Source organism: Paracoccus sediminis (assembly GCF_900188295.1).
GTDB lineage: Bacteria > Pseudomonadota > Alphaproteobacteria > Rhodobacterales > Rhodobacteraceae > Paracoccus > Paracoccus sediminis.
In genome coordinates, this window is sequence record NZ_FZNM01000003.1 from 34473 (window position 1) to 58901 (window position 24429).

Here is a 24429-nt window from a genome sequence, read left to right on the forward strand (position 1 = left end):
GTTTTCGTATCAGTTGACGTTGTCGGCCGGGGCGGCGTCAAGCGACGCCTGCTTCGGCTCGGTCCGGTGAAAGGTATAGGACAGGGTGATGTCCCTGATCCAGCTTGCATCGCGGTCCTTGACCAGTTCAGGATCCACGAAGAAGCTGACGGGCATCTCGATCCGTTCGCCGGGCTGCAAGGTCTGTTCCGTGAAGCAGAAGCATTCGATCTTGCTGAAGTAATATCCCGCGATGTCCGGCGCGACGTTATAGCTGGCCGTGCCGGTGATCGGCACGTCCGAGGTATTGACGGCCTCATAGAGGGCCAGGCCGTTCTCGCCGATCTTCAATTCCATGCTGGTCTGCATGGGGCGGAAGGTCCATTCCAGGCTCGGCTCGACATTGGCGTCGAAACGGACGCGGATGACCTGATCCAGAACCTGATCGGGCGCGGCCTGCGACACCTGCGTGGTGCCGCCATAGCCGGTGACGCGGCAGAACCAGTCATAGAATGGCACGGCGGCCCAGGCCAGCGCGCCCATGGTCACGACCACGCCCACCAGCCAGGCCACGGTCCGGGTTTCGGGGGACATGCGGCGGCTCATCGGCTTGCCTCTGGCTCCGGTGGCAGGACCGACACGCGGGGCTGGTGGTCGAACCCTTCCATCATGTCGCCCTGCTTGACCTTGACGACCGTCAGGCCAAAGACCAGGACCACAAAGCTCACAAGCACCAGGGCCAGCCCGACGTTGCGCGACCGGCGGCGGCGATGGATTTCATGTTCGGCATTCAAAGTCATCACCACGTCCCCATCCAGTTCTGCACAAGAAGGGCCACGAAATGCAGGAACAGGTAATAAAGCGACAGCTTGAAGACCCGTCTCTCCACAGCGTAGCCATCGGCGATCGATTCTTTTTCGTCCCGGCGCAGGATCTGCCAGCCGCCATGGATGAACAGCACGTTCAGCACGACCGAGGCTGCCATATAGATCGGCCCGCCAACCGGGGTCAGACCCAGCCAGATCGCGAAAGGCGCCAGCACCAGCGTATAGGCAAAGATGTGGCGCCGCGTGGCGGCGTGGCCGTGCGTGACCGTCAGCATCGGCACCTTGGCCTCGTGATAGTCGGATTTCATGAACAGCGCCAACGCCCAGAAATGCGGCGGAGTCCAGAAAAAGATCAACGCGAACATCAGCAGGGATTCGATGCTGATGCCGCCCGTGGCGCAGGCCCAGCCGATCATCGGCGGAAAGGCCCCGGCAGCCCCGCCGATGACGATGTTCTGCGGCGTCCACCGCTTCAGCCAGATGGTATAGACGACGGCATAGAAGAAAATCGTGAAGGCCAGGAAAGCCGCCGCGAACCAGTTCGCCGCCAGCCCCAGCATCATCACCGCAAAACCCGCCAGGATCAGGCCAAGGGCCAGGGCCGTGCCTTCCTCGATCCGGCCCGACGGGATCGGGCGCCCCTTGGTGCGCCGCATCACGGCGTCGATGTCGGCGTCATACCACATGTTCAGCGCGCCCGACGCGCCGCCGCCCACCGCGATGAACAGGACCGAACAGAAGGCCACGAAGGGATGCACCTCCACCGGCGCCACCCACAGGCCCACAAAGGCCGTGAAGACGACCAGCGACATGACGCGCGGCTTCAACAGCGCGACGAAATCGCCGAATTCGGCCTCGGGGACGCCAGGGTATGCGTTGGTATCGGTCATCGTTTCTTCGATCTGGCTGTCATGCTGGTCCGACCACCCGATCACTCGGCCGCGGCCACCGTCACGGTCGATGCGGGCGCATCGGCTGCGGCGGTCGCGGCCTCGCCTTCCAGTGTGCCGCCCTGTTCGGCGACCCAGGCGGCATAGACTTCGGGGCTGACCGCCTTGACGACGATGGGCATATAGGCGTGGTTGATCCCGCAAAGCTCGCTGCACTGTCCGAAATAGATGCCTTCCTGCTCGACGTTGAACCAAGCCTGCGCGATCCGGCCCGGAACGGCGTCCTGTTTCACGGCAAAGGCGGGGATGGTCCAGCTGTGGATCACGTCGTTGGCCGTGACTTGCAGCAGCACGGTCTGGCCCACCGGCACGACGACGGCGGTGTCGGTCGCCAGCAGGTATTCATCCTCGGCATAGCCGTAATCGGCCAGTTCCTCGCGCGTCAGCATGATCGAATCGAAGCTGATGCCGTTTTCGGGATATTCGTAGGACCAGTACCACTGGTTGCCGATGGCCTTGATGACGACGTCGGGATCGGCGGGCATTTCCTGGCTGCGGAACAGCGCGGGCAGCGAGAAGGCCCCGATGGCCACCAGGATCAGCACGGGCACCAGCGTCCAGACGATCTCGACCGGGGTGTTGTGGGTGAACCTTGCCGGGACGGGGTTCGACCGGCTGTTGTACCGCAGGATCACGATCAGCAGCAGCGCGCACACGAAGACGGTCACGACCGCGATGATGATGAGCACGAAATGATCCAGCCACTGCTGGTCGCGCGCAAGTTCCGTCGCGGCGGGCTGAAAGCCCACCCCCCGCGGGACCGGCTTGCCGATCGTGGGCAGTTCGCCCAGCACGTCCTGCGCCGCTGCCGAACTGGCTATCATTCCCATGGTCGCAAGCCCGGACGCTGCCGCGGCTGCACGGCGAATCATCGCTATTGCCATCATTCCATCCCGTTATCCTGGCGCGGCCGCGCGACCGCAAGGCGCCCGAGCGGCCACCCTTTTCCTTTAACAATCCCCGTTCTATGACCATATCTCGACCCTACGGGCAAGTGATACATAAGCCCGCCCGTGCAAAAACACCGCCATGGCGCCGCCCGGCCGGGCCGCAGCGCCGCCGACACAAGGACGACGTTTCCGCCATGAGCCGTTCCCGCTTCGATCCCTTTGCCACCCACCTGGACCGCGACCGGGCGCTGGCCATCCTGCGCGATGCCCTTGCCGGGGCCGAGGATGGCGAGCTGTTCCTGGAACGGTCCGTATCGGAGTCGCTGGTCTTCGACGACGGCCGGCTGCGCAACTCGGGCTACAGCGCCGAACAGGGTTTCGGCCTGCGCGCCGTCCGGGGCGAGGTGACGGGTCATGCCCATTCGACAGAGATTTCGGAACCCGCGCTGCGACGCGCATCGGAAACGGCGCGGCTGGCGGTGGCACAGGGCGGCGGCGTCCTGGCGCCCGCCGCGCCGATGCAGGTCAGGCCGCTGTACATGGCCGAGGATCCGGCGCAAGGCATTCCTTTCGCTGCCAGAATCGGGCTTTTGCGCGAGATCGACGATTATGCCCGGACGCGCGATCCACGCGTGGTTCAGGTCTCGGTGTCGCTGGGATCGTCCTTGCAGGAAATCGCGATCCTGCGCCCCGAAGGGGGGCTTGCGACCGACGTTCGCCCCATGGCGCGATTGAACGTCAGCGTGATGGTCGAAAACAACGATCGCCGCGAATCCGGCAGCTTTGGCGGCGGCGGGCGCGTGTCGCTGGCCGGATTGATGGATCCCGCGCACTGGCAACCCGCCGTGGACGAGGCGCTGCGCATCGCCTTGGTCAACCTGCGGTCCGTCCCCGCGCCCGCCGGTGTGATGGACGTGGTGCTGGGTCCGGGCTGGCCCGGCATCCTGCTGCACGAGGCCGTGGGGCACGGGCTGGAGGGCGATTTCAACCGCAAGAAAGCCTCGGCCTTCGCGGGGCTGATGGGACAACGTGTCGCGGCCCCCGGCGTCACGGTCGTCGATGACGGCACCATCCCGGACCGGCGGGGCAGCATCGGCGTGGACGACGAAGGAATGACCCCCGCCCGCAACGTGCTGATCGAGGACGGGATCCTGGTAGGCTATATGCAGGACCGCCAGAACGCCCGGCTGATGGGGGTGGAACCCACCGGCAACGGGCGGCGGCAAAGCTTTGCCCACGCGCCGATGCCGCGGATGACGAACACCTACATGCCCGGCGGCAATGCTGACCCGGCCTCGATCCTGGCCGATCTGCGCGACGGCATCTATGCCGTGGGCTTTGGCGGCGGGCAGGTGGACATCACCAACGGCAAGTTCGTGTTTTCCTGCACCGAGGCGTATCGCGTGAAGAACGGCGTCGTCGGCGATCCGATCCGGGGCGCGACGCTGATCGGCGATGGCGCCACCGCGCTGCGGCAGGTCCGCGCCATCGGCAACGACATGGCTCTGGATCCCGGCATCGGCAACTGCGGCAAGCAGGGTCAATGGGTTCCGGTGGGCGTAGGCCAGCCGACGCTGCTGATCGGTGGGCTGACGGTGGGGGGATCGGCCGCGTGACAGGCCGCTAACCAGTTGTTAACGCCTTTTCCGCTAGGGTGATTCCCGGATGAGGCGGAGGCAGCATGGATACCGGGCATCTTCCTTTCAACGCACCGACGTCCCCCACGGCGGCCAAGGACGACGACCTGACGGTCCTGCGCCTCATCCGTTCCCGCCGGGTCGGTCCGGCGACCTATCACCGGCTGGTGGCCGAACACGGCAGCGCGCGCGCGGCCCTGGATGCCCTGCCCGCCATCGCGGCGGCGGCGGGGATCACCGATTACGAAGCCTGCCCCGAAGGCGTGGCGGCGACCGAGCTGGCGGCCGGCCGCAAGGCGGGCGCCCGGCTGATCCGCTGCGATTCGCATCTTTACCCCCCGGCGCTGTTGGACATCGACGGGGCGCCGCCGATCCTGTGGCTGCGCGGCGATCCGGCCTGGCTGGCGCACGATCCGGTGGCGGTGATCGGGGCGCGCAATTCATCGTCGCTGGGCCTGCGCATGGCGCGGGGCATGGCGACGGGCCTGGGCGAGGCCGGGCATACGGTTGTCGCGGGCTTGGCGCGCGGCATCGACACCGCTGCCCATAACGCCGCGCTGCCCACCGGCACCATCGCCGTCATGGCAGGAGGCGTCGATGTGATCTATCCCGCCGAAAACATCGTCCTGGCGGCGCAGATCGCGGAAAAGGGCGCGCTCGTGTCCGAACAGCCGCCCGGCACCGAACCGCAGGCACGCCATTTCCCGACCCGCAACCGCATCGTGTCCGGGTTGTCGCTGGCCGTCGTCGTGATCGAGGCCGCGCATCGGTCCGGCACCCTCATCACCGCCAGGAACGCGCTTGACCAGGGGCGCGAGGTCATGGCCGTGCCCGGACATCCCATGGACGCCCGCGCGGGCGGCTGCAACCAGCTGATCCGGGATGGTGCCCTGCTGGTGCGCAGTTCGGCCGACGTTTGCGCGGCGCTGGGGTCAAGGATCGAAACCAAAGGGGCGGCCGAACCCGTCCCCGTCCCCGCCCCGCGTCCCGATCCCGTCGATGCCGGAGAGATCGAGACCCGGATCCTGTCGCGTCTCGGCCCCTCGCCCTCGGATGAAAACGACGTGATCCGCGATCTGGGCCTGCCGGCATCGGCGGCCAGCGCGGCGATCCTGTCGCTGGAATTGCAGGGGCGGCTGTTGCGCGTGCCGGGCGGACGGCTGGCGCTTGGATAAAGGGCGGCACACGCGCCGGATGATCGCCGCCGGTTGACACCGGCAGGCCCCGGACCCATGTTCCCGGCCCATTGCAGGTCCGCCCCCGAGGTAAGAATGCCCGTCGTCGTCGTCGAATCCCCGGCCAAGGCCAAGACCATCGAGAAATACCTGGGCGGCGATTACCGCGTGCTGGCCAGCTTCGGCCATGTCCGCGACCTGCCCCCCAAGGACGGCAGCGTCGACCCCGACGCCGATTTCGCCATGAAGTGGGAAGTCGCGGCGGACAGCAAAAAGCATCTCAAGGCCATCAGGGATGCCCTGAAGGATGACCAGAACCTGATCCTGGCCACCGACCCCGATCGGGAAGGCGAGGCGATTTCCTGGCACCTGCTGGAGGCCCTGCAACCCGCGCTGAAAAAGGGCAGCGCCGTCAACCGCGTCACCTTCAACGCCATCACCAAGACCGCCGTGACCGAGGCGATGGCCAATCCGCGCCAGATCGACCAGCCGTTGGTCGATGCCTATCTGGCCCGTCGCGCCCTGGATTACCTGGTCGGCTTCAACCTGTCCCCGGTCCTGTGGCGCAAGCTGCCGGGCGCGAAATCGGCGGGCCGGGTGCAATCCGTCTGCCTGCGCCTGATCGTGGACCGGGAGATGGAGATCGAGGCCTTCAAGGCCCGCGAATACTGGTCGGTCCATGCCCGCCTGGCGACGCCGGACGGCGCGGAATACGATGCGACGCTGGTGTCGCTGGCCGGATCGAAGCTGGACCGTTTCGATCTGCCCGACGCGGAACGCGCCGCGATGGCGGTCAGCGCGGTCGCCAGCCGCGACCTGCGCGTGACCAGCGTGGCGGCCAAGCCCGCGACCCGCAATCCCTGGCCGCCCTTCATGACCTCGACCCTGCAACAGGAGGCGTCGCGCAAGCTGGGCATGGGCGCCAAGGCCTGCATGTCGGCGGCGCAGCGTTTGTACGAGGCGGGGCTGATTACCTACATGCGGACCGACGGCATCGACATGGCGCCCGAGGCGGTCCATGCCGCCCGCGACGCCATCAAGGCCAAGTTCGGCGAAAAATACGTCCCCTCCAGCCCGCGGATGTACAAGAACAAGGCCAAGAACGCGCAGGAAGCGCACGAATGCATCCGGCCCACCGACATGATGCTGTCGCCTGACAAGCTGCGCGTCAGCGCGGACGATCAGCGCAAGCTGTATGACCTGATCTGGAAACGCACCATCGCCAGCCAGATGGAAGCCGCGCGCATGGAGCGCACCACGGTCGAGATCGCCAGTCAAGACAACCAGGTCGGCCTGCGCGCCACCGGCCAGGTGATCCTGTTCGACGGATTCCTGCGCGTCTATGACCAGGGCCACGACGATGACGATGCCGAGGACGGCGCCCGGCTGCCCGCGATCCGGCAGGGCGAGGCGGCCAGGCCGGTTGCCAAGGCCTTCGATTCCGAATTCGCCAAGGCCCGCGACAAGGACGACCCCGTGCCCGCCGCCCCTGCGGGCCAGCGCGCCGCGCCGGGCCTTCTGGTGAACGACAGCGCCGCCGTGGCGGCGCGCCAGCATTTCACCCAGCCGCCGCCCCGCTATACCGAGGCGACGCTGGTCAAGCGGATGGAAGAACTGGGCATCGGCCGCCCCTCGACCTATGCCAGCATCGTCACCACGATCCAGGACCGCGAATATGTCCGCAAGGACAGGAACCGCCTGATCCCCGAGGACAAGGGGCGGCTGGTCACGATTTTTCTGACCAAGTATTTCCCGCGCTATGTCAGTTACGACTTTACTGCGGATCTGGAAAACGAGCTGGACGAGATCAGCGCGGGCGATCTGTTGTGGCGCGAGGTTCTGGGGCGGTTCTGGAAGGATTTTTCCAAGGCGCTTGAGGGCACGTCCGACCTGCGCATCACCGAGGTGCTGGAGGCCATCGACGACGCCCTGGCCCCGCATCTGTATCCCCCCCGCGCCGATGGCGGCGATCCGCGCGAATGCCCACTGTGCGGCAAGGGGCGGCTGAATCTCAAGACCGCGCGGTCGGGCGGGGCCTTCATCGGGTGCACCAACTATCCAGAATGCCGCTATACGCGCCCGATCTCGGCCCCCGACGGAGAGGAGGCCGTGGGCGACCGCATTCTGGGCGAGGACGGTGGCGATCCGATCAGCCTCAAGACCGGGCGCTTTGGCCCCTATGTCCAAAGGGGCGAGGCCAGCGAGGACAATCCCAAGCCCGCCCGATCCTCGATCCCTAAGGGCTGGAATCCGGCCACGCTGGATCTGGACCGCGCGGTGCAATTGCTGTCGCTGCCGCGTCCCGTCGGCAATCACCCCGAGGACGGCGAGTTGATCGAGGCCGGGATCGGCCGGTTCGGTCCCTATGTGAAGCACGGATCGAAATACGCGAACCTGCCCGAGGTGGACGAGGTGTTCACCATCGGCATGAACCGCGCGGTCGAGGTGCTGGCCGCCAAGCAGACGCGGGGCCGCGCGGCGGCCGCGGCGCCCTTGCGGGAACTGGGCGATCACCCGAACGGCGGCGCCATCCAGGTGATGAGCGGGCGTTACGGTCCCTATGTGAAATGGGAAAAGGTGAACGCCACCCTGCCCCGCGATGTCGCGCCCGAGGATCTGACGATCGAAAAGGCGCTTGAGCTGATCGCGGCAAAGGCGGGCAAGTCGCCTGCCAAGAAAAAGGCGGCCCCCAAGGCCAAGACTGCGACTGCAACCAAGAAACCGGCGGCCGCGAAAGCCGTGGCGAAAAAGGCCCCGGCCAGGAAGGCCCCGAAAAAGGCGGCCAAGGGTTAGGCCCTTGGCAAGGATTCCCGGCGGCCTGAGTCGGAAACCCGCGTGAACTGCCGCCAGCGGATCGGCGCGACACCGTTCATCCATGCCGCACCGCCGCATTGACTTGACCCGGCGCGCAAGCGACAAACCGGCAGCGGTATTCATTTGGGGGGGACGATGAAAAAGGTTTACGCCACGGCTGCCGAGGCGCTGGAGGGCCTGCTGCACGACGGAATGTTCATCGCGGCGGGCGGGTTCGGCCTGTGCGGCATCCCCGAGCTGCTGATCGCGGCCATTCGCGACGCGGGCACCAAGGATCTGACGGTCGCGTCCAACAATTGCGGCGTCGATGATTTCGGTCTGGGGATCCTGCTGCAAACGCGCCAGATCCGGAAGATGATCTCCTCCTATGTCGGGGAAAACGCCGAGTTCATGCGCCAATACCTGTCCGGCGAACTGGAACTGGAATTCAACCCGCAGGGCACCTTGGCCGAGCGGATGCGGGCGGGCGGCTGCGGCATTCCCGGCTTCTACACCAAGACCGGCGTCGGCACCGTCATCGCCGAGGGGAAAGAGGTCAAGACCTTCGACGGTCAGGACTATATCCTGGAACGCGGCATCGTGGCGGATCTGTCCATCGTCAAGGCCTGGAAGGCCGACGACACCGGCAACCTGGTGTTCCGCAAGACCGCCCGCAACTTCAACCCGCCCGCTGCCATGTGCGGCAAGGTCTGCGTGGCCGAGGTCGAGGAAATCGTCCCGCGCGGCAGCCTCGACCCCGACCTGATCCACCTGCCCGGTATCTATGTGCACCGGATCGTGCAGGGCACCCATGAAAAGCGCATCGAGCAGCGCACTACCCGCAAGAAGGAGGCCGCGTGATGCCTTGGGATCGCAACCAGATGGCCGCGCGGGCGGCGCAGGAACTGGAAGACGGGATGTATGTGAACCTGGGCATCGGGATCCCGACGCTGGTGGCCAACTATGTCGGCGACAAGGACATCACCCTGCAATCCGAAAACGGGATGCTGGGGATGGGACCGTTCCCATATGAAGGCGAGGAAGACCCCGACCTCATCAACGCCGGCAAGCAGACCATCACGGAACTGAACCGCACCGCCTATTTCGACAGCGCCACCAGCTTCGGCATGATCCGGGGCGGCAAGATCGCCGCCGCGATCCTGGGCGCGATGGAGGTGGCCGAGAACGGCGACCTGGCCAACTGGATGATCCCCGGCAAGCTGGTCAAGGGCATGGGCGGGGCCATGGATCTGGTCGCGGGCGTGGGCCGCGTGATCGTGGTCATGGACCACACCAACAAGGCGGGCGAATCCAAGGTCTTGCGCGAATGCACCCTGCCCCTGACCGGCAAGGGCGTGGTGGACCGCATCATCACCAACCTGGGCGTGCTGGACGTGGTGCCGGGCGGCCTGCGCATCGTCGAATGCGCCGATGGCGTGACCCAGGACGAACTGCGCGCCGCAACCGAGGCGACGATCGTTTCCTGAAGCATGGCACCGGTCAAGGAAGGTGTCGGGGGTCTTGCCCCCGTCGCTATTCAGGCGCCCCTTTGGGACAGCGGGGCCACGGTGAAAGGATGGGCATGACGGCGGATCAGATTGCCGCATTGTTCACCCGCGCCGACGGGACGTTCCTGTGTGCCCGCTGGGCGCGTCCGGTGGCGCCGGTGATCTTTGGGCTGGCGGATGAAAGCCTGGACATTTTTCGCAGCGCGATCCGGGCGGGGTTTGCCCATGCCCGGCATCCGTTGACCGACGCCGATCCCGACATGGGCGCGAACCTGATGCTGTTCTTCGTGCGCGATTGGCCGGATCTGGGGGATGTTCCCGACCTTGACCGGCTGACCGGCATGCCCGATCTGGTTGATCGGCTGTCGCGCGCGCGGGCCGACCAGTACCGCATGTTCCGATTCGACACGGACGGCGGCATCCGCGCCTGCATGGGATTCATTCGTATGGGCGGACCCCTGGCGCACAGCCATCCCGGCCATCTGGCCGAGACGCTGTTCATGCGCTGCGCTCTGACCTTTGCGCGGGATATCGTGCCCGCGGCGGACATGGCCCTTTTGATCCGGGCGGCCTATGACCCCGTACTGCCGGTGGCGGCATCGGATCGCGCCCATGCCCTGCGCTTGGCGGCCCGGATCGGAGAGGCCTGATGCATCGGTTCGCGGTTCGCGTCTATTACGAGGATACCGATCTGGCCGGGATCGTCTATTACGCGAACTATTTCCGGTTCATCGAACGCGGACGGACCGAATGGCTGCGCGAACTGGGCATCGATCAGGCGGCGATGAGGCGTGACAGCGGTCATGTCTTCGCCGTCCGCCGGGTCGAGGGCGATTACCTCCGTCCGGCCCGGTTCGACGATCTGCTGGTCGTGGAAACCGGGCTGTCGCGGTTGACCGCGGCCCGGATCGTGCTGGACCAGACCGTTCGGCGCGACAGCATGGCGCTGTTTGCGGCGCGCGTGACACTGGCCTGCCTGGACGATGGGGGCAGGCCCGTGCGCCTTCCGGCGGCCCTGTCGGACACCCTGGCGCGGCAGGGCCATATTGCTGAAAAGTGACGGCATTGTGTTGCAGCAAGGGGCTGCAACCTTTGCTAGGAAGGGTCTAGAAGACCCGCAAGCCGACCGGGTCGCCGGTCGGATCCGCGATGGATGACGACGAAAAGGCAGTGAAGATGGAACCGATCCAGGCCGCGCAGGCCCTTGATTTCTCGCTGATGGCGCTGTTTGCGCGCGCCTCGCTGACGGTGCAGGTGGTCATGGTGCTGCTGGTCGTGGCGTCGGTCTGGGCCTGGGCGATCATCATCCAGAAATTCCTGGCCTTCGCGCAGGCCCGCCGAGAGGCTGCGCGTTTCGACCGCAGCTTCTGGTCGGGCGAGCCGCTGGACGACCTGTACGACCGTCTGGGCGACCGCCCGTCCGGCGCGTCCGAACGCATCTTCGCGGCGGGCATGACCGAATGGCGCCGCAGCCACCGCGACGACGGCGCGCTGATCCCCGGCGGCACGGCGCGCATCGACCGCGCCATGAACGTCGCCATCCAGCGCGAGGAATCGCGGCTGTTCCGGGGCCTCTCCTTTCTGGCGACGGTCGGATCCACCGCGCCCTTCATCGGGCTGTTCGGCACCGTCTGGGGCATCAAGACCGCGTTCGAGGGCATCGCCATGTCCCAGGACACCAGCCTGGCCGTCGTCGCCCCCGGCATCGCCGAGGCGCTGCTGGCGACCGCGCTTGGTCTGCTGGCGGCGATTCCGGCCGTGGTCTTCTACAACAAGCTGTCGGGCGACGCCGAACGCGTGACCGGCAACTGGGAGGCGTTCGCCGACGAATTCTCGACCCTGCTGTCGCGCCAGATGGACGAGGCCTAGGGGATGTCCGCCGCCGTCGTCAAACGGGTCAGCCGAAAAGGCCGGGGCCGCCGCCGCAACGCACCGATGTCGGAAATCAACGTCACGCCCTTTGTGGACGTGATGCTGGTGCTGCTGGTGATCTTCATGGTGGCCGCGCCGCTGATGACGGCGGGCGTGCCCCTGAACCTGCCGCAGACCGCCGCCACCGCCGTCCCGACCGAGCAGGAGGAGCCGCTGGTCATCTCGATCCCCGCGTCGGGTGACGTGATGCTGATGGATGCGCCGGTGGCGCAGGACCAGATCGTCACCAGCCTGCGCGCGGTTCTGGCGGAACGCCAGTCGGACCGGGTGTTCCTGCGCGCGGATGGTGCGATCCCCTATGCCCGCGTGGTGCAGGTGATGGGCGCGCTGAACGCGGCGGGTCTGACGAATATCGTGCTGGTGACGGATACCGGCGGCCCGAGGATGGACGGCTGAGGCGATGGACGACCGCGAAGGGCGCATCGGTTGGTGGGTTTCGGGAACGGCGCACGGGGCGCTGATCCTGTGGGCGATCCTGGGTGGCGTGTTCCTGCGTCCCCAGCCCTCGGCCCCCCTGCGCACGACCGAAGTTGCGACCATCAGCGGTGCCGAGTTCGAGGCGCTTGCCGCCGCGTCCCGCGGCGCGGGTCCGGTTGGGCGCGACGCGACGGCGATGGCGTCGCTTCCGGTGCCAGCGGCCGAGGATGACGCGGGACAAACGCCCGCCGCGGCCAGCCTGCCCGACGCCGAGGATGCGGCCCAGGCACTGCCGGCGCCCGACGCATCCGAGGCTGAACCCGACCTGACCGATTTTGCGCGGCCCGATCCGGTGGCGGTAGCGACCGATCTGGGACGCCCGGCCGAAAACAGGACGGTCGAGGATGCGGCCCCGGCCATGCCTGCGGATGCGGGCGCCCCGTTGGCCGATACCCAGCCCGCCCGCCCCCAGGCCCCCGCGGCCGATCCGGCAGCGCGGCCGGTGGCACCCCGATCCGAACTGGCCCTGGATCGATCCGCCCTGCCGCGGCTGCGCCCCGAGGGTCTGGTCGAACGCCGCAATGCCCGTCTGGCCCGACAAGAGGCCGAAGAGCGGGCCGCCGCCGATGCCGCCCGCGCCGCCGAGGAGGCCGCAGCCGAGGCTGAGGCGCAGGCGCAGGCCGAGGAGGAGCGTCGCCTGACCGCCGAACGCGAAGCCGCCGCCGAGGCCCGCCGGGCCGAACGGGCGGCGGCCGAGGCCGCGGAACGGCAAGCCGAGGCGGATCGGCTGGCCGAAGCCGAACGCCGGGACGCCCAGGCGCGGCGCGAGGCTGCGGAACGCCGCGAGGCCGTCGAACGGGCCGAACGCGACGCGCAGGAGCAGCAAGAGGCCGAAGCCCGTGCCGAGGAGGAGCGTCGCGCGGCCGAGGCCGAACGTCAGGCGCGCGAAGAACGCCGGGCCGCCGAAGCGCGTGCCGCCGAGGAAGCCCGCCGGGAACGGGCCGAGGCGGAGAGACGCGAAGCCGAACGTCGGGAAGCCGAGGCTGTAGAGGCCGAGCGTCGTGCCGAGGAAGTTCGGCGGGCCGAGGCCGAACGCCGCGCCGAAGAAGAACGCCGCGCCGCCGACGCCGCCGCGCGGGAGGCCGAGGAACGCCGCCTTGCCGAGGAACGCGAGGCCGCGGAGGAACGTCGCGAGGCCGAGGAACGAGAGGCCGCCGAGCAGGCCGAGGCGCAGCGTGCCGCCGAGGCCGCCCGCCAGCAGGCGCTGGAAGACGCGCTGCGCGAGGCCCAGAGCGGCACCGCAGGGACCGAAGGCACCGACACCGCCTCGACGGGCGATGCCGGAGGCGGCGAAAGCCAGACAATCGACGGCGGATCGGGCGCCTCGGCCGCGCAGGATCCGCTGGCGGCGGCCTTGGCGGGGGCCATGTCCGGCCAGGGTGCCGCCGACCGTCCGGCGGACGCGGGCGGCGTTGCGGAACCCTTGCAGCTTGCGCCGTCGGCCATCCGCCCGACCCCGCTGGACGGAATCGACATGTCCGGCCTGTCGGGGGCCGAACCGCTGTCCCTGGCCGAAAAGGACGCCTTTCGCGCGGCCTTGCGCCGGTGTTGGAACGAAGGCGCCCTGTCGGTCGAGGCATCGCGGATGTCGGTGTCCGTGGGCTTCAGCATGACGGCGGACGGCCGGCCCATCGACGGCAGCCTGCGGATCGCCGATTTCCGGGGCGGATCCGAAGCGGGGGCGACCCACGCCTTTGACGTGGCCCGGCGGGCGATCATGATGTGCGGCGGCGCGGGCTTTCCGCTGCCCTTCGACAAATATACCCGGTGGCGCGACGTGGTGGTGGAATTCCGCCCGGATGGAATCGGATTCGACTGACGCCGGGCCGAACCCGGTCCCGTCCCAATGGTTATGAGGACATGATGTTTCGCAAGCTGACTTTGACCCTGTCCCTGGTGTTCGCGGCAGCCCTGCCCGCCCTGCCCGTACTGGCGCAGGACGGCCCGCTGAGAATCGAGATCACCGACGGCGTGACCGAACCCATGGCCATCGCCATTCCCGCCTTTCATGGCGACGCCGAGGTTGCGGGGCGTATCCGCGACGTGGTGGCGGCCGACCTGACGGGCACCGGGCTGTTTCGCGAAATTCCCCGCGATGCCCCCGTCGCACAGCCCGCCAGCTTTGGCGAGGCGATCGCGCATGACGACTGGCGGGCGGCCGGCGCGCAGGCGCTCGTGTCGGCCGAGGTCACGCAGTCGGGCGACGCGATCAGCGTCAAGTTCCGGCTGTTCGATGTCTATGCCGGACAGGCGCAGGGCGACGGGATGCAGTTCGACGCCCGCGCGGCCGATTGGCGCCGCGCCGCACACAAGATCGCCGATCAGGTCTATGCACGGCTGACGGGCGAACAGCCCTATTTCGACAGTCGCGTGGCCTTTGTGCAGGAAACCGGTCCCAAAGATGCGCGGATCAAGCGGATCGGCGTCATGGACTATGACGGCCAGAACATCCTGTGGATGACCGACAGCTCGTCACTGGTGCTGGCGCCGCAATTTTCGCGCGACGGGCGGCGGCTGGTCTATACCAGCTTCGACAGCGGATTCCCGCAGATCCGGGTGATGGAGGTGGCGACGGTCACGTCCCGGCCCCTGACCCAGGACGCCAGCAGCATGGCCTTTTCGCCCCGCTTCAGCCCGGATGGCCGCTGGATCGCCTATTCCCGCGAACAGGGGGGCAACACCGACATCTGGCTGATGGACGCCGCATCCGGCGCCCAACGTCCGCTGGTTCAGTCGCCCGCCATCGACACCGCCCCCAGCTTCAGCCCCGATGGGCAGCGGATCGTGTTCGAATCCGACCGTTCGGGCAATCCCCAACTGTATGTCGTCGGCGTGAGCGGGGGCGAGCCGACCCGGATCAGCTTCGGCGACGGCCGCTATGGATCGCCCGCCTGGTCCCCCAAGGGCGACCTGATCGCGTTCACCAAACAGATGGGCGAACGCTTCCATATCGCCACCATGCGCATCGACGGATCGGCTGAACGGAACCTGACCGAATCTTTCCTTGACGAGTCCCCCACATGGGCACCCAATGGCCGCGTGGTGATGTTCACGCGGGTGGCGCCGGGCGGGAACGGCCAGCCGCGCCTGCATTCTGTGGACATCACGGGGCGAAACATGCGACCGCTGAGCCTTGACTTTGCCGCCTCGGATCCCTCTTGGGGTCCGTTGATGCCCTGATACCGCGCCAAAAGGACAACCCGATGACCGTCTGGACGAAACCTGTTGCCGCCGCCCTTCTTCTGACCCTGGCCGCCTGCGCCCAGCCCGCGCCGCCGGTCACGCAAACGGCGGTGGTGGACCCATACGCCAGCGCGGGCGGGGGGGCCTTGTACCAGGGCGATCTGGCCGGCGGCACCTTGGGGGCCGAGGCGACGGCGCAGTATTTCAACGATACCGTGGGCAATACCGTGCTGTTTGCCGCCAACCAGACGGCGCTGACGGCCGAGGCCCGATCGATCCTGGCCCGGCAGGCCCAGTGGCTGAACACGCACACGAATTTCAGCGCCGTCGTCCAGGGCCATGCCGAAGAAACCGGAACGCGCGAATACAACCTTGCCCTGGGCGCGCGCCGCGCCGGTGCCGTGCAGGAATACCTGATCGCGCAGGGTGTGGGGGCCGATCGGGTCCGCACGCTGAGCTTTGGCAAGGAACGCCCGCGCGAGGTCTGTTCGGACGAGGCGTGCTATGCCCAGAACCGCCGTGCGGTGACGGTGGTCAACATCGTCGGGGCCGGATCGTGATCCGCCGCGCCGTCGCCGCAGCCGCCCTGGCCGTGACGACGGCTTGGCCCGTCATGGCGCAGGATCCGACCCTGGCCGACCTGCGGGCCGAACTGGACGCGGTGCGCGGCCAGTTGCAGACCCTGCGCCAGGAACTGGTCGCCTCGGGCGCAGCGGGGTTTCAGGCGGCGGGCGGGGATGCGGCCATCGACCGGATGAACACGATGGAAACCCGCCTGGCGCGGCTGACCGATCGAACCGAACAGCTGGGAAATCGCATCGACCGCATCGTTTCCGACGGCAGCCGCCGCATCGCCGATGTCGAATTCCGCCTGTGCGAGATGGACGAAACCTGCGACCTGGCCACGCTGACCATGCAGGATCTGGGCCGCGCGGGCAATCCGGTGCCGAACCTTGGTCCCGCGGCCCCGCAGCAAGGCGGCAACGGCAAGCCCGCAAACGCGGGGGAACAGGCCGATTTCGCCGCCGCCCAGCAGGTCATGGCCAGCGGTGATTTCCGACGCGCGGCGGACATGTTCGGCGCCGTGGCCGAGGCTCATGCCGGCGGCGCCCTGACGGCCGAGGCGCTGTTCCTGCGCGGCGCGGCTCTGGACAGCGCAGAGGATCCCAGGGGCGCCGCGGCCGCCTGGCTGGAAGGTTTTTCCGCCGACCCCAACGGACCGCGCGCTGCAGAAAGCCTTCTGGGCATCGCCCGCGTCATCGCGGACGAGGGCGACCCCACCGCCGCCTGCCTGTATCTTGCGGAAATTCCCGCCCGTTTTCCCGGCACGCCCTTCGCCGTCGAAGCGGAAACACGGCTCAGCCGCCTGGCCTGTGCCAGCAACGATTTGGGGGCCGCGCAGCCGGGGAACGATGTCGATTTCGGGGCCGTCGATCCCGAAGCCGCCATCGATCCGGGCGATCTTCGATAGCCTGCCGATGTCCCTGCCCGCCGCCGATCCAGCGTTTCGCGTTCATGCAGCCCTTGATCGACTGGCCGCCGACATGCCCGCGCTGGGCATCGCCGTATCGGGCGGAGGCGATTCGACGGCCCTGATGCACATGGTTGCGGACTGGGCACGGGGCCGGACGATCATGGTCGCCACCGTCGATCATGGCCTGCGCCCCGGCAGCGCCGCCGAGGCGCGCCAGGCGGGCCGCGCCGCCCGTGCGCTTGGCCTGCCTCATGTCACCCTGCTGTGGCAGCGGGAAACCGAGACCGGGAACCTGATGGCCAATGCCCGCGACGCGCGGCTGCGGCTGCTGGCCGGATGGGCGCAGCGCAACGGGCTGCCCGCCGTCCTTCTGGGCCATACCGCCGACGATCAGGCGGAAACGCTGCTGATGCGCCTGGCACGGGGGTCGGGGATCGACGGGCTGGCCTCGATGGCGGAATGGCGCGACCGTTTCGGGATCCGCTGGCTGCGCCCGATGCTGGGCGCCGGGCGGCAGGAACTGCGCGACTGGTTGCAGGCGCGCGGAACGGCATGGACCGACGATCCCAGCAACGAGAACGACGATTTCGACCGCATCCGCATCCGCAAGGCGATGACCGCCTTGGACATGGACATCCCCGCCCTGGCCCGCGCCGCGAACCACATCCAGGAAGCCCGCGATGCCCTGTCCCATTATGCCGCCCATGCCGCGCGCGACGTGACGATCCGCAACGGCAGCATCACCCTGCCGCGCCGCGACTATCAGGACGCCCCGACGGAAATTCGCAGGCGGCTGATTGTCGCAGCCTGCCGCTGGATCACCGGGGCCGATTATCCGCCGCGCCGCAACACGGTGCTGCACGCGCTCAACGCCCTTGCGACCGGGCACCGCGTCACCCTGGACGGCGCGCTGATCGAACCCGCGGGCGACCGGATCCGCCTGTTTCGCGAAGCCGCCGCCGCCATGCGCGCGCCCGACAGCCACGGCGGCACATGGGACAATCGATGGAAGATCAGCGGCTTGAAAGCGGGCCAGCATGTCGCCGCCCTGGGGATGAGCGAGGTGGCGCGGGTCAAGTGGCGCCTGTCGGGCCTGGGCCGCGACGAGGCCGCCGCCACCCCGGCCATCTGGCAAGGCGACCGCCTGGTCGCCGCGCCGCTGGTCCGCGCGACCGCCCCCTATGACGTTCGTCCCCTGCGCGATTCCGGGGATTTCCACAGGCTGGTGATGGCGCATTGAATACCTGCCGATAATCCTTATTTTCGGAACAAACCGATATTCCGCCGGAGGACCCTTATTTGGGCAACGCACGAAACCTCGCCTTCTGGGTCGTTCTGTTCCTGATGATCCTGGCGCTGTTCAATCTGTTCAGCGACGGCGCCACGACCATGAACAGCCGGCAGATCAGCTATTCGGAATTCATCGACCGTGTGGAGAACGACCAGATTTCCGCCGTGACGATCGACGGAGAGGTCCTGGCGATCACCGGCGCCGACGGCAACCAGTATTCGACGGTGCGTCCGCAGGGCGAAGACATCGCCGACCGCCTGATCGCCAAGAACGTCGATGTCAAGGTGACGCGCCAGCAGCAGTCCGGCTTCATGTCGCTGCTGGGGGTGTGGCTGCCGTTCATCCTGCTGATCGGGGTCTGGATCTTTTTCATGAACCGGATGCAGGGCGGCGGCAAAGGGGGCGCGATGGGCTTTGGCAAGTCGCGCGCCAAGCTGCTGACCGAAAAGCATGGCCGTGTCACCTTCGACGACGTGGCGGGCATCGACGAGGCCAAGGAGGAGCTTGAGGAGATCGTCGAGTTCCTGCGCAATCCGCAGAAGTTCAGCCGCCTGGGCGGCAAGATCCCGAAAGGCGCGTTGCTGGTCGGCCCGCCGGGCACGGGCAAGACGCTGCTGGCGCGCGCCATCGCTGGCGAGGCCGGGGTGCCGTTCTTCACCATTTCCGGTTCGGACTTCGTGGAAATGTTTGTGGGGGTTGGTGCGTCCCGCGTCCGCGACATGTTCGAGCAGGCCAAGAAATCGGCCCCCTGCATCGTCTTCATCGACGAGATCGACGCGGTTGGCCGGGCGCGGGGCGTCGGCATCGGCGGCGGCAACGACGAACGCGAACAGACGCTGAACCAGCTTTTGGTGGAAATGGACGGGTTCGAGGCGAACGAGGGCATCATCATCGTGGCCGCCACGAACCGCCGCGACGTGCTGGATCCCGCGTTGCTGCGTCCTGGCCGGTTCGACCGCCAGATCCATGTTCCGAATCCGGACATCAAGGGGCGCGAAAAGATCCTGTCCGTCCATGCCCGCAAGGTGCCGGTCGGTCCCGATGTGGATCTGCGAATCATCGCGCGCGGCACCCCCGGATTTTCGGGTGCCGATCTGATGAACCTGGTGAACGAGGCCGCGCTGATGGCGGCCCGCATCGGCCGCCGTTTCGTCAGCATGGAGGATTTCGAGAATGCCAAGGACAAGGTGATGCTGGGCGTCGAACGCCGCAGCATGGTCCTGACGCCCGAACAAAAGGAAAAGACCGCCTATCACGAGGCGGGTCACGCGGTGGTTGGCCTGTCGCTGCCCAAATGCGACCCGGTTTACAAGGCGACGATCATCCCGCGCGGCGGCGCGCTTGGCATGGTGGTCAGCCTGCCGGAAATGGACCGCCTGAATTTCCACAAGGACGAGGCCAAGCAGAAACTGGCCATGACCATGGCCGGCAAGGCCGCCGAAATCATCAAATATGGTGAGGAAGGCGTGTCGAACGGCCCCGCCGGCGACATCCAGCAGGCCAGCCAGCTTGCGCGCGCCATGGTGATGCGCTGGGGCATGTCCGACAAGGTCGGCAGCATCGACTATGCCGAGGCGCACGAGGGCTATAACGGTTCGACCGGCGGCTTCTCGATCTCTGCCGCGACCAAGGAGCTGATCGAGCAAGAGGTCCGCGACCTGATCGAGGAAGGCTATCGCGAAGCCCGCCGCATCCTGATCGAAAAAGAGGTGGAATTCGAACGGATGGCCCAAGGGCTGCTGGAATACGAAACCCTCACTGGCGAGGAGATCGGCAAGATCCTGCGAGGAGAGCCTTTGGGCGGCGACGATGACACGCCCGGCAGCCTGATCCCTGCGGTCACGGCGATTCCCAAGGCGGGCAAGACGGCGCCCGGCGGCGATCCCGCCCCGGCATGAGAACAGCAGCCCCGGCCCCCGTGCCGGGGTTTCTTTATGTCTTGCGCCCCGGTGCGGTCCGGTGCATCCCCCGCCCACATGATGGAGGGTCCGATGCAGATAGACGACATCTCGGACATGGCGACGTTGCGCGCCCACATAGACGCCGTGGACGAACGGTTGATCGGCCTGCTGGCGCAACGCCATGCGCTGATCGCCCGCGCGGCCCGGATCAAGGAACGGATCGGCCTGCCTGCCCGAATCGATGATCGGGTCGAGGAGGTTGTCGCAAATGCGGGCCGTCACGCCGCTTCGCGCGGGCTGGATCCCGCCCTGATCGAAGATATCTGGCGGCAACTGGTCGAAGCCGCCATTGCGCAGGAAGACCGCTATCTGAACGGAGACCGCCCGTGACCGCAACCTCGCCCATGACCGCACGCCTGATCGACGGCAAGGCTTTCGCGGCCGACCTTCGCGCCCGCGTCAAGGCCGAGGTGGCGGCAATGCGTGCCAAGGGCATCACGCCGGGCCTGGCCGTCGTGCTGGTGGGCGAGGATCCGGCAAGCCAGGTCTATGTCCGGTCCAAGGGCCGGATGACGCGCGAGGTCGGGATGAATTCCTTTGAACACCGCCTGCCCGCGGAAACCCCGCAGGCCGACCTGCTGACGCTGATCGGCCGGCTGAACGCCGATCCGGCGGTGAACGGCATCCTTGTGCAACTGCCGCTGCCCGGTCACATGGATCAATCCGCCATCCTCGACGCGGTTGACCCCGCCAAGGATGTGGATGGTTTCCATGTCCTGAATGTGGGCCGCCTTGCTGCCGGGCAAAAGGCCATGGTGCCCTGCACGCCGCTGGGTTGCCTGATGCTGCTGCGCGATCAATTGGGCGATCTTGCGGGCCGGAACGCGCTTGTGATCGGCCGCAGCAACATCGTCGGCAAGCCGATGGCCCAGTTGCTGCTGCGCGACAACGCGACCGTGACGGTGGCACATTCGCGGACCGCCAACCTGCCTGACCTGTGCCGGCGCGCCGATATCGTGGTCGCGGCGGTGGGACACGCGCGATTCGTCAAGGGCGACTGGATCAAGCCGGGCGCGACGGTGATCGACGTGGGCATCAACCGCACCGATGACCGTCTGGTCGGCGATGTCGATTCCGACGCCGCCCGTCAGGTCGCCGGCGCGATCACTCCGGTTCCGGGGGGTGTCGGGCCGATGACCATCGCCTGCCTGCTGGCCAACACCCTGACCGCCGCGGCGCGGGCGAATGGCCTGCCCGACCCCGAAGGGCTGACCCCCTAGCCGTCGAACAGATTGGCTTGCGACGGGGCCGTCGGCGCGGCCAGGCCCAGATGCCGCCAGGCACCCGTCGTCAACTGCCGTCCGCGCGGGGTGCGGGCAATCAGGCCCTGTTGCAGCAGAAAGGGTTCGATCACTTCCTCGATCGCGTCGCGGCTTTCGGACAGGGCGGCGGACAAGGTTTCCACGCCGACCGGACCTCCGCCGTAATGCTCGGCCATCTGCATCAGGTAACGCCGATCGGCCCCATCCAGGCCCATGTCGTCCACGCCCAGCCGCGTCAGCGCCGTGTCGGCGATCTGGCGGGTCAGGCGTCCGTCGCCCTCGACCAGGGCGAAATCCACCACCCGGCGCAGCAGCCGCCCGGCGATCCGGGGGGTGCCGCGGGCGCGGCGGGCGATTTCGCGCGTGCCGTCAGGATCGGCGTCGATTCCCATCAGCCGGGCGCCGCGCTGCACGATCAGATCCAGTTCGGCCATCGTATAGAATTCCAGCCGCGTCGGGATGCCAAAGCGGTCGCGCAGCGGCGTGGTCAGCAGACCCAGCCGGGTCGTGGCGCCGACCAGAGTAAAGGGCTGCAATTCGATCCGCACCGTGCGCGCGGCGGGGCCTTCGCCAATCACCAGGTCCAGTTCGAAATCCTCCATCGCGGGATACAGGATTTCCTCGACCGCCGGGTTCATGCGGTGGATTTCGTCGATGAACAGCACGTCCCGCGATTCGAGATTGGTCAGGATCGCCGCCAGATCGCCCGCCCGCGCCAGCACCGGTCCCGAGGTCATGCGGAAGTTGACGCCCAGTTCGCGGGCCATGATCTGCGCCAGCGTGGTCTTGCCCAGGCCGGGCGGACCGAAGAACAGCGTGTGGTCCATGGCCTTGCCGCGCATCCGGGCGCTTTCGATGAAGACGCGCAGATTGGCCCGCGCTTCGGCCTGGCCCACGAATTCGGACAGCATCTGCGGGCGCAGGGCGCGATCCTCGGATTCGCCATCCATGGGTTCGGGGCGCAGGGTGGGGTCGGGCCGGATCATCCGTTGCCCCACGGCCCGTCGTCGCGGCCGCCGCTGCGCGGGATCGGGGAGGACCGTTCGGCCACGGGCGCAGGACCGCCGTTCATCGCCATCAGCCGGGCGATGCGATCCTCGGTCGCGGGATGGGTCGCGAACAGGCGGTCCATGCGCAGTCCGTTCAGCGGATTGACAATGAACATGGACGCCGCCGCCGGGTTCTTTTCCGCCGGAACATTCAGGGTGCGCCCCGCCAGTTGCGAAATCTTCGCAAGCGCCGAGGCCAAGGCCTGCGGCTGGCCGCTGATCCCGGCGCCGGTGGCATCCGCATCGAATTCCCGCGCGCGAGAGATGGCCATTTGCACCATCATCGCGGCCAGGGGGGCAAAGATCATCGCCAGGATCGCCCCCAAACCGCCGCCCCGGCCGTCGCGCCCGCCGGTGAACAGCATCATGTTGCCCATCATGGCGATGGCCCCGGCCATGGTCGCCGTCACGGTCATCGTCAGCGTGTCGCGATGCTTGATATGGGCCAGCTCATGCGCGATCACGCCCGCGATCTCGTCCCGCGACAGGCTGGCGACCAATCCCTGCGTCACTGCCACGGCGGAGTTTTCGGGATTGCGGCCCGTGGCAAAGGCGTTGGGCTGCTGGGTCGGCAGCAGATACAGCTTGGGCATCGGCAGGTCGGCCCGCCGCGCCAGTTCGGCGGTCAGCGCGTAAAGGTCGCCGCCCTGTTGCGGCGACAGTTCCACAGCGCCCTGCTGGCGCAGCACCATCTTGTCGCTGTTCCACCAGGAAAAGACGTTCATGCCGCCGGCCAGCACCAGCGCCATCACCGCGCCGCCCTGCCCGCCCAGCATCCAGCCCAGAACCATGACCATGGCGGTCATGGAGGCCATCAGGATGAAAACCTTCGCGTTCCCGTGCATCCGGCGTCCCCTTATTCCTTCGGCGCCAGCAGGCGCAGCGCCGCCCGGATCAACGCGGGGGTTTGGGCGGTCGGTTCCCGCGCCTGCGCCTCAGCCACGGCTTGCGCCGCTTCGCTGGCAGCATAGCCCAGATTGCCAAGGGCGGACAGCGCGTCGGCGGTGGCGCGGGCGGCAAGCATCGCGTCCGAGGGTGCCCGCGCCCCAGAGGGAACCACGTCGGATTCGATCACGGTCGCATCGGCGGCGACCACCGGGACGCCCATGTCCACGGACAGCGTGGCGCCCAGCGCCATGATCGCCGGCGCCTTGTCCTTGAGTTCCAGCACAACCCGCTGCGCCAGTTTCGGCCCCACGCCGTTCGCGCGCCGGACCGAGGCCCAGTCGCCCAGCGCGATTGCGCGGGCCAGCCCTTCGGCCCCCAGGGTGCCCAGGATCGCCAGCGACACCTTGGCGCCCACGCCCTGCACGCCGGTCAGCAGACGGTGCCATTCCTTGTCCAGCATGGTGGGAAAGCCGAACAGTTGCAGCAGATCCTCGCGCACCATCAGGTCGGTATACAGCGCGACGGCCTGGCCCACGGGCGGCAGGCCGGCCGCCGTGCTTTCGCTGACATGGACGATATAGCCCACGCCCCGCACGTCGATCAGCACATGATCGCGGGCGCGGTGCAGGATGATCCCGGCGATGCGGCCGATCATGCCGACCGTTCCACGATGCGCAGGCTGCGGCCTTGCAGGTGGCGGGCGTGACAGATGGCGATGGCCAGGGCGTCGGCGGCATCGGCGCTGTCGAAGACCACGCCCGGCAGTTGCACGCGGACCATGTGCTGGACCTGTTCCTTGCCCGCATGGCCGACACCCACCACGGTCTTCTTGACGGCATTGGGGGCGTATTCGCCGATCGTCAGCCCGGCCTCGGCCGGGGCCAGAAGGGCGATGCCCCGCGCCTGCCCCAGCTTCAGCGTGCCGACCGCGTCCTTGTTCACGAAGGTCTGTTCGACCGCCGCCGCATCGGGGGCATGGGCGGCGATCACCGCGCACAGCCCGCGATACAGTTGCGACAGGCGGGCGCCCAGATCGCCCTCGGCCGTCTGGATCACCCCGTTCGCCACATGGCGCAGGCGCGATCCATCCACGGCAATGACGCCCCAACCCATGTTTCTCAGCCCAGGATCAATCCCCAGAACCCGCATGACG

The 24429-nt window shown here is 67.6% G+C and carries 25 protein-coding genes; 17 read left to right on the plus strand and 8 right to left on the minus strand.

Annotation, left to right across the window (positions count from 1 at the left end; genetic code table 11):
- Positions 1 to 9 precede the first annotated feature (9 nt).
- Genes CHB77_RS05610 through coxB form a run of 4 tightly spaced genes read right to left on the minus strand, consistent with a single transcriptional unit; the run spans position 10 to position 2628 of the window.
- Positions 10 to 585 carry a cytochrome c oxidase assembly protein gene (locus tag CHB77_RS05610; protein WP_089387223.1) on the minus strand — a complete coding sequence of 192 codons (576 nt, stop codon included), beginning with the start codon at positions 583 to 585 and terminating at the stop codon, positions 10 to 12.
- On the minus strand, positions 582 to 779 hold the full coding sequence (locus CHB77_RS05615) for a hypothetical protein (protein ID WP_089387224.1): 198 nt from the start codon (positions 777 to 779) through the stop codon (positions 582 to 584). The genes CHB77_RS05610 and CHB77_RS05615 overlap by 4 nt, the downstream gene beginning before the upstream one ends.
- Complete coding sequence (cyoE, locus tag CHB77_RS05620) at positions 779 to 1696, minus strand: heme o synthase (protein WP_089387577.1); 918 nt, start codon at positions 1694 to 1696, stop codon at positions 779 to 781. The genes CHB77_RS05615 and cyoE overlap by 1 nt, the downstream gene beginning before the upstream one ends.
- Positions 1697 to 1737: 41 nt before the next feature.
- Positions 1738 to 2628 carry a cytochrome c oxidase subunit II gene (gene coxB, locus CHB77_RS05625; protein WP_242626541.1) on the minus strand — a complete coding sequence of 297 codons (891 nt, stop codon included), beginning with the start codon at positions 2626 to 2628 and terminating at the stop codon, positions 1738 to 1740.
- Positions 2629 to 2840: 212 nt separating this feature from the next.
- Here coxB and tldD point away from each other — a divergent pair, with 212 nt between their 5' ends.
- From tldD to folD, 17 genes are all read left to right on the plus strand, one after another.
- Complete coding sequence (tldD, locus tag CHB77_RS05630) at positions 2841 to 4262, plus strand: metalloprotease TldD (protein WP_089387226.1); 1422 nt, start codon at positions 2841 to 2843, stop codon at positions 4260 to 4262.
- 65 nt (positions 4263 to 4327) lie between these two features.
- Positions 4328 to 5458, plus strand: coding sequence for a DNA-processing protein DprA (dprA, locus tag CHB77_RS05635; RefSeq protein ID WP_089387227.1), 1131 nt, complete (start codon positions 4328 to 4330; stop codon positions 5456 to 5458).
- Between the two features lie 96 nt (positions 5459 to 5554).
- The gene (gene topA, locus CHB77_RS05640) at positions 5555 to 8251 is read left to right on the plus strand and encodes a type I DNA topoisomerase (RefSeq protein ID WP_089387228.1); all 2697 of its coding nucleotides are present in this window, start codon (positions 5555 to 5557) and stop codon (positions 8249 to 8251) included.
- A gap of 156 nt (positions 8252 to 8407) precedes the next feature.
- Entirely contained in the window at positions 8408 to 9112 is a 705-nt protein-coding gene (locus CHB77_RS05645; RefSeq protein WP_089387229.1) for a CoA transferase subunit A, read from the plus strand.
- Positions 9112 to 9738, plus strand: coding sequence for a CoA transferase subunit B (locus CHB77_RS05650; protein WP_089387230.1), 627 nt, complete (start codon positions 9112 to 9114; stop codon positions 9736 to 9738). The genes CHB77_RS05645 and CHB77_RS05650 overlap by 1 nt, the downstream gene beginning before the upstream one ends.
- A 95-nt stretch (positions 9739 to 9833) precedes the next feature.
- Complete coding sequence (locus CHB77_RS05655) at positions 9834 to 10409, plus strand: hypothetical protein (protein ID WP_089387231.1); 576 nt, start codon at positions 9834 to 9836, stop codon at positions 10407 to 10409.
- Complete coding sequence (gene ybgC / locus CHB77_RS05660) at positions 10406 to 10819, plus strand: tol-pal system-associated acyl-CoA thioesterase (protein ID WP_089387232.1); 414 nt, start codon at positions 10406 to 10408, stop codon at positions 10817 to 10819. Before CHB77_RS05655 ends, ybgC begins: the two co-directional genes overlap by 4 nt.
- An 89-nt stretch (positions 10820 to 10908) precedes the next feature.
- Positions 10909 to 11628 carry a protein TolQ gene (gene tolQ / locus CHB77_RS05665; RefSeq protein WP_425320182.1) on the plus strand — a complete coding sequence of 240 codons (720 nt, stop codon included), beginning with the start codon at positions 10909 to 10911 and terminating at the stop codon, positions 11626 to 11628.
- 3 nt (positions 11629 to 11631) lie between these two features.
- Entirely contained in the window at positions 11632 to 12087 is a 456-nt protein-coding gene (locus CHB77_RS05670) for an ExbD/TolR family protein (RefSeq protein WP_089387233.1), read from the plus strand.
- A gap of 4 nt (positions 12088 to 12091) precedes the next feature.
- On the plus strand, positions 12092 to 13987 hold the full coding sequence (locus CHB77_RS05675; protein WP_089387234.1) for a hypothetical protein: 1896 nt from the start codon (positions 12092 to 12094) through the stop codon (positions 13985 to 13987).
- A gap of 44 nt (positions 13988 to 14031) precedes the next feature.
- Entirely contained in the window at positions 14032 to 15348 is a 1317-nt protein-coding gene (gene tolB / locus CHB77_RS05680; RefSeq protein WP_089387579.1) for a Tol-Pal system beta propeller repeat protein TolB, read from the plus strand.
- A gap of 23 nt (positions 15349 to 15371) precedes the next feature.
- Positions 15372 to 15911: a peptidoglycan-associated lipoprotein Pal gene (gene pal / locus CHB77_RS05685; protein WP_089387235.1), complete on the plus strand. Its 540-nt coding sequence runs from the start codon at positions 15372 to 15374 to the stop codon at positions 15909 to 15911.
- Positions 15908 to 16822, plus strand: a complete 915-nt coding sequence (locus CHB77_RS05690; protein WP_089387236.1) for a tol-pal system YbgF family protein — start codon at positions 15908 to 15910, stop codon at positions 16820 to 16822. The genes pal and CHB77_RS05690 overlap by 4 nt, the downstream gene beginning before the upstream one ends.
- Positions 16764 to 18065 carry a tRNA lysidine(34) synthetase TilS gene (tilS, locus tag CHB77_RS05695; RefSeq protein ID WP_242626542.1) on the plus strand — a complete coding sequence of 434 codons (1302 nt, stop codon included), beginning with the start codon at positions 16764 to 16766 and terminating at the stop codon, positions 18063 to 18065. Before CHB77_RS05690 ends, tilS begins: the two co-directional genes overlap by 59 nt.
- Positions 18066 to 18124: 59 nt before the next feature.
- Complete coding sequence (gene ftsH, locus CHB77_RS05700) at positions 18125 to 20014, plus strand: ATP-dependent zinc metalloprotease FtsH (protein WP_089387237.1); 1890 nt, start codon at positions 18125 to 18127, stop codon at positions 20012 to 20014.
- A gap of 93 nt (positions 20015 to 20107) precedes the next feature.
- Positions 20108 to 20407 carry a chorismate mutase gene (locus tag CHB77_RS05705; protein WP_242626543.1) on the plus strand — a complete coding sequence of 100 codons (300 nt, stop codon included), beginning with the start codon at positions 20108 to 20110 and terminating at the stop codon, positions 20405 to 20407.
- A 14-nt stretch (positions 20408 to 20421) separates the two neighbouring features.
- Positions 20422 to 21297, plus strand: a complete 876-nt coding sequence (gene folD / locus CHB77_RS05710; protein WP_089387238.1) for a bifunctional methylenetetrahydrofolate dehydrogenase/methenyltetrahydrofolate cyclohydrolase FolD — start codon at positions 20422 to 20424, stop codon at positions 21295 to 21297.
- On the opposite strand, the gene ruvB is transcribed toward folD, so the two are convergent.
- Genes ruvB through ruvC form a run of 4 tightly spaced genes read right to left on the minus strand, consistent with a single transcriptional unit; the run spans position 21294 to position 24425 of the window.
- Positions 21294 to 22325, minus strand: coding sequence for a Holliday junction branch migration DNA helicase RuvB (gene ruvB, locus CHB77_RS05715; protein WP_089387239.1), 1032 nt, complete (start codon positions 22323 to 22325; stop codon positions 21294 to 21296). The two genes, folD and ruvB, sit on opposite strands and share 4 nt — an antisense overlap.
- Positions 22322 to 23233 carry a zinc metalloprotease HtpX gene (gene htpX / locus CHB77_RS05720; protein WP_089387240.1) on the minus strand — a complete coding sequence of 304 codons (912 nt, stop codon included), beginning with the start codon at positions 23231 to 23233 and terminating at the stop codon, positions 22322 to 22324. The genes ruvB and htpX overlap by 4 nt, the downstream gene beginning before the upstream one ends.
- 11 nt (positions 23234 to 23244) lie before the next feature.
- Positions 23245 to 23931: a Holliday junction branch migration protein RuvA gene (gene ruvA / locus CHB77_RS05725; RefSeq protein WP_089387241.1), complete on the minus strand. Its 687-nt coding sequence runs from the start codon at positions 23929 to 23931 to the stop codon at positions 23245 to 23247.
- Complete coding sequence (gene ruvC / locus CHB77_RS05730) at positions 23928 to 24425, minus strand: crossover junction endodeoxyribonuclease RuvC (RefSeq protein WP_089387242.1); 498 nt, start codon at positions 24423 to 24425, stop codon at positions 23928 to 23930. The genes ruvA and ruvC overlap by 4 nt, the downstream gene beginning before the upstream one ends.
- Between the last annotated feature and the right edge of the window lie 4 nt (positions 24426 to 24429).

What these genes read in the sequence shown, in the direction of transcription:
- CHB77_RS05650 (WP_089387230.1), top strand. Translation starts at nt 9,112, where the DNA reads ATGCCTTGGGATCGCAACCAGATGGCCGCGCGGGCGGCGCAGGAACTG.
- topA (WP_089387228.1), top strand. Translation starts at nt 5,555, where the DNA reads ATGCCCGTCGTCGTCGTCGAATCCCCGGCCAAGGCCAAGACCATCGAG.
- CHB77_RS05655 (WP_089387231.1), top strand. Translation starts at nt 9,834, where the DNA reads ATGACGGCGGATCAGATTGCCGCATTGTTCACCCGCGCCGACGGGACG.
- tilS (WP_242626542.1), top strand. Translation starts at nt 16,764, where the DNA reads ATGTCGATTTCGGGGCCGTCGATCCCGAAGCCGCCATCGATCCGGGCG.
- pal (WP_089387235.1), top strand. Translation starts at nt 15,372, where the DNA reads ATGACCGTCTGGACGAAACCTGTTGCCGCCGCCCTTCTTCTGACCCTG.
- ruvC (WP_089387242.1), bottom strand. Translation starts at nt 24,425, where the DNA reads ATGCGGGTTCTGGGGATTGATCCTGGGCTGAGAAACATGGGTTGGGGC.
- CHB77_RS05610 (WP_089387223.1), bottom strand. Translation starts at nt 585, where the DNA reads ATGAGCCGCCGCATGTCCCCCGAAACCCGGACCGTGGCCTGGCTGGTG.
- tolB (WP_089387579.1), top strand. Translation starts at nt 14,032, where the DNA reads ATGTTTCGCAAGCTGACTTTGACCCTGTCCCTGGTGTTCGCGGCAGCC.
- folD (WP_089387238.1), top strand. Translation starts at nt 20,422, where the DNA reads ATGACCGCACGCCTGATCGACGGCAAGGCTTTCGCGGCCGACCTTCGC.
- coxB (WP_242626541.1), bottom strand. Translation starts at nt 2,628, where the DNA reads ATGATTCGCCGTGCAGCCGCGGCAGCGTCCGGGCTTGCGACCATGGGA.
- tolQ (WP_425320182.1), top strand. Translation starts at nt 10,909, where the DNA reads ATGGATGACGACGAAAAGGCAGTGAAGATGGAACCGATCCAGGCCGCG.
- CHB77_RS05675 (WP_089387234.1), top strand. Translation starts at nt 12,092, where the DNA reads ATGGACGACCGCGAAGGGCGCATCGGTTGGTGGGTTTCGGGAACGGCG.
- ruvA (WP_089387241.1), bottom strand. Translation starts at nt 23,931, where the DNA reads ATGATCGGCCGCATCGCCGGGATCATCCTGCACCGCGCCCGCGATCAT.
- CHB77_RS05645 (WP_089387229.1), top strand. Translation starts at nt 8,408, where the DNA reads ATGAAAAAGGTTTACGCCACGGCTGCCGAGGCGCTGGAGGGCCTGCTG.
- tldD (WP_089387226.1), top strand. Translation starts at nt 2,841, where the DNA reads ATGAGCCGTTCCCGCTTCGATCCCTTTGCCACCCACCTGGACCGCGAC.
- CHB77_RS05615 (WP_089387224.1), bottom strand. Translation starts at nt 779, where the DNA reads ATGACTTTGAATGCCGAACATGAAATCCATCGCCGCCGCCGGTCGCGC.
- CHB77_RS05705 (WP_242626543.1), top strand. Translation starts at nt 20,108, where the DNA reads ATGCAGATAGACGACATCTCGGACATGGCGACGTTGCGCGCCCACATA.
- ruvB (WP_089387239.1), bottom strand. Translation starts at nt 22,325, where the DNA reads ATGATCCGGCCCGACCCCACCCTGCGCCCCGAACCCATGGATGGCGAA.
- htpX (WP_089387240.1), bottom strand. Translation starts at nt 23,233, where the DNA reads ATGCACGGGAACGCGAAGGTTTTCATCCTGATGGCCTCCATGACCGCC.
- dprA (WP_089387227.1), top strand. Translation starts at nt 4,328, where the DNA reads ATGGATACCGGGCATCTTCCTTTCAACGCACCGACGTCCCCCACGGCG.
- cyoE (WP_089387577.1), bottom strand. Translation starts at nt 1,696, where the DNA reads ATGACCGATACCAACGCATACCCTGGCGTCCCCGAGGCCGAATTCGGC.
- CHB77_RS05670 (WP_089387233.1), top strand. Translation starts at nt 11,632, where the DNA reads ATGTCCGCCGCCGTCGTCAAACGGGTCAGCCGAAAAGGCCGGGGCCGC.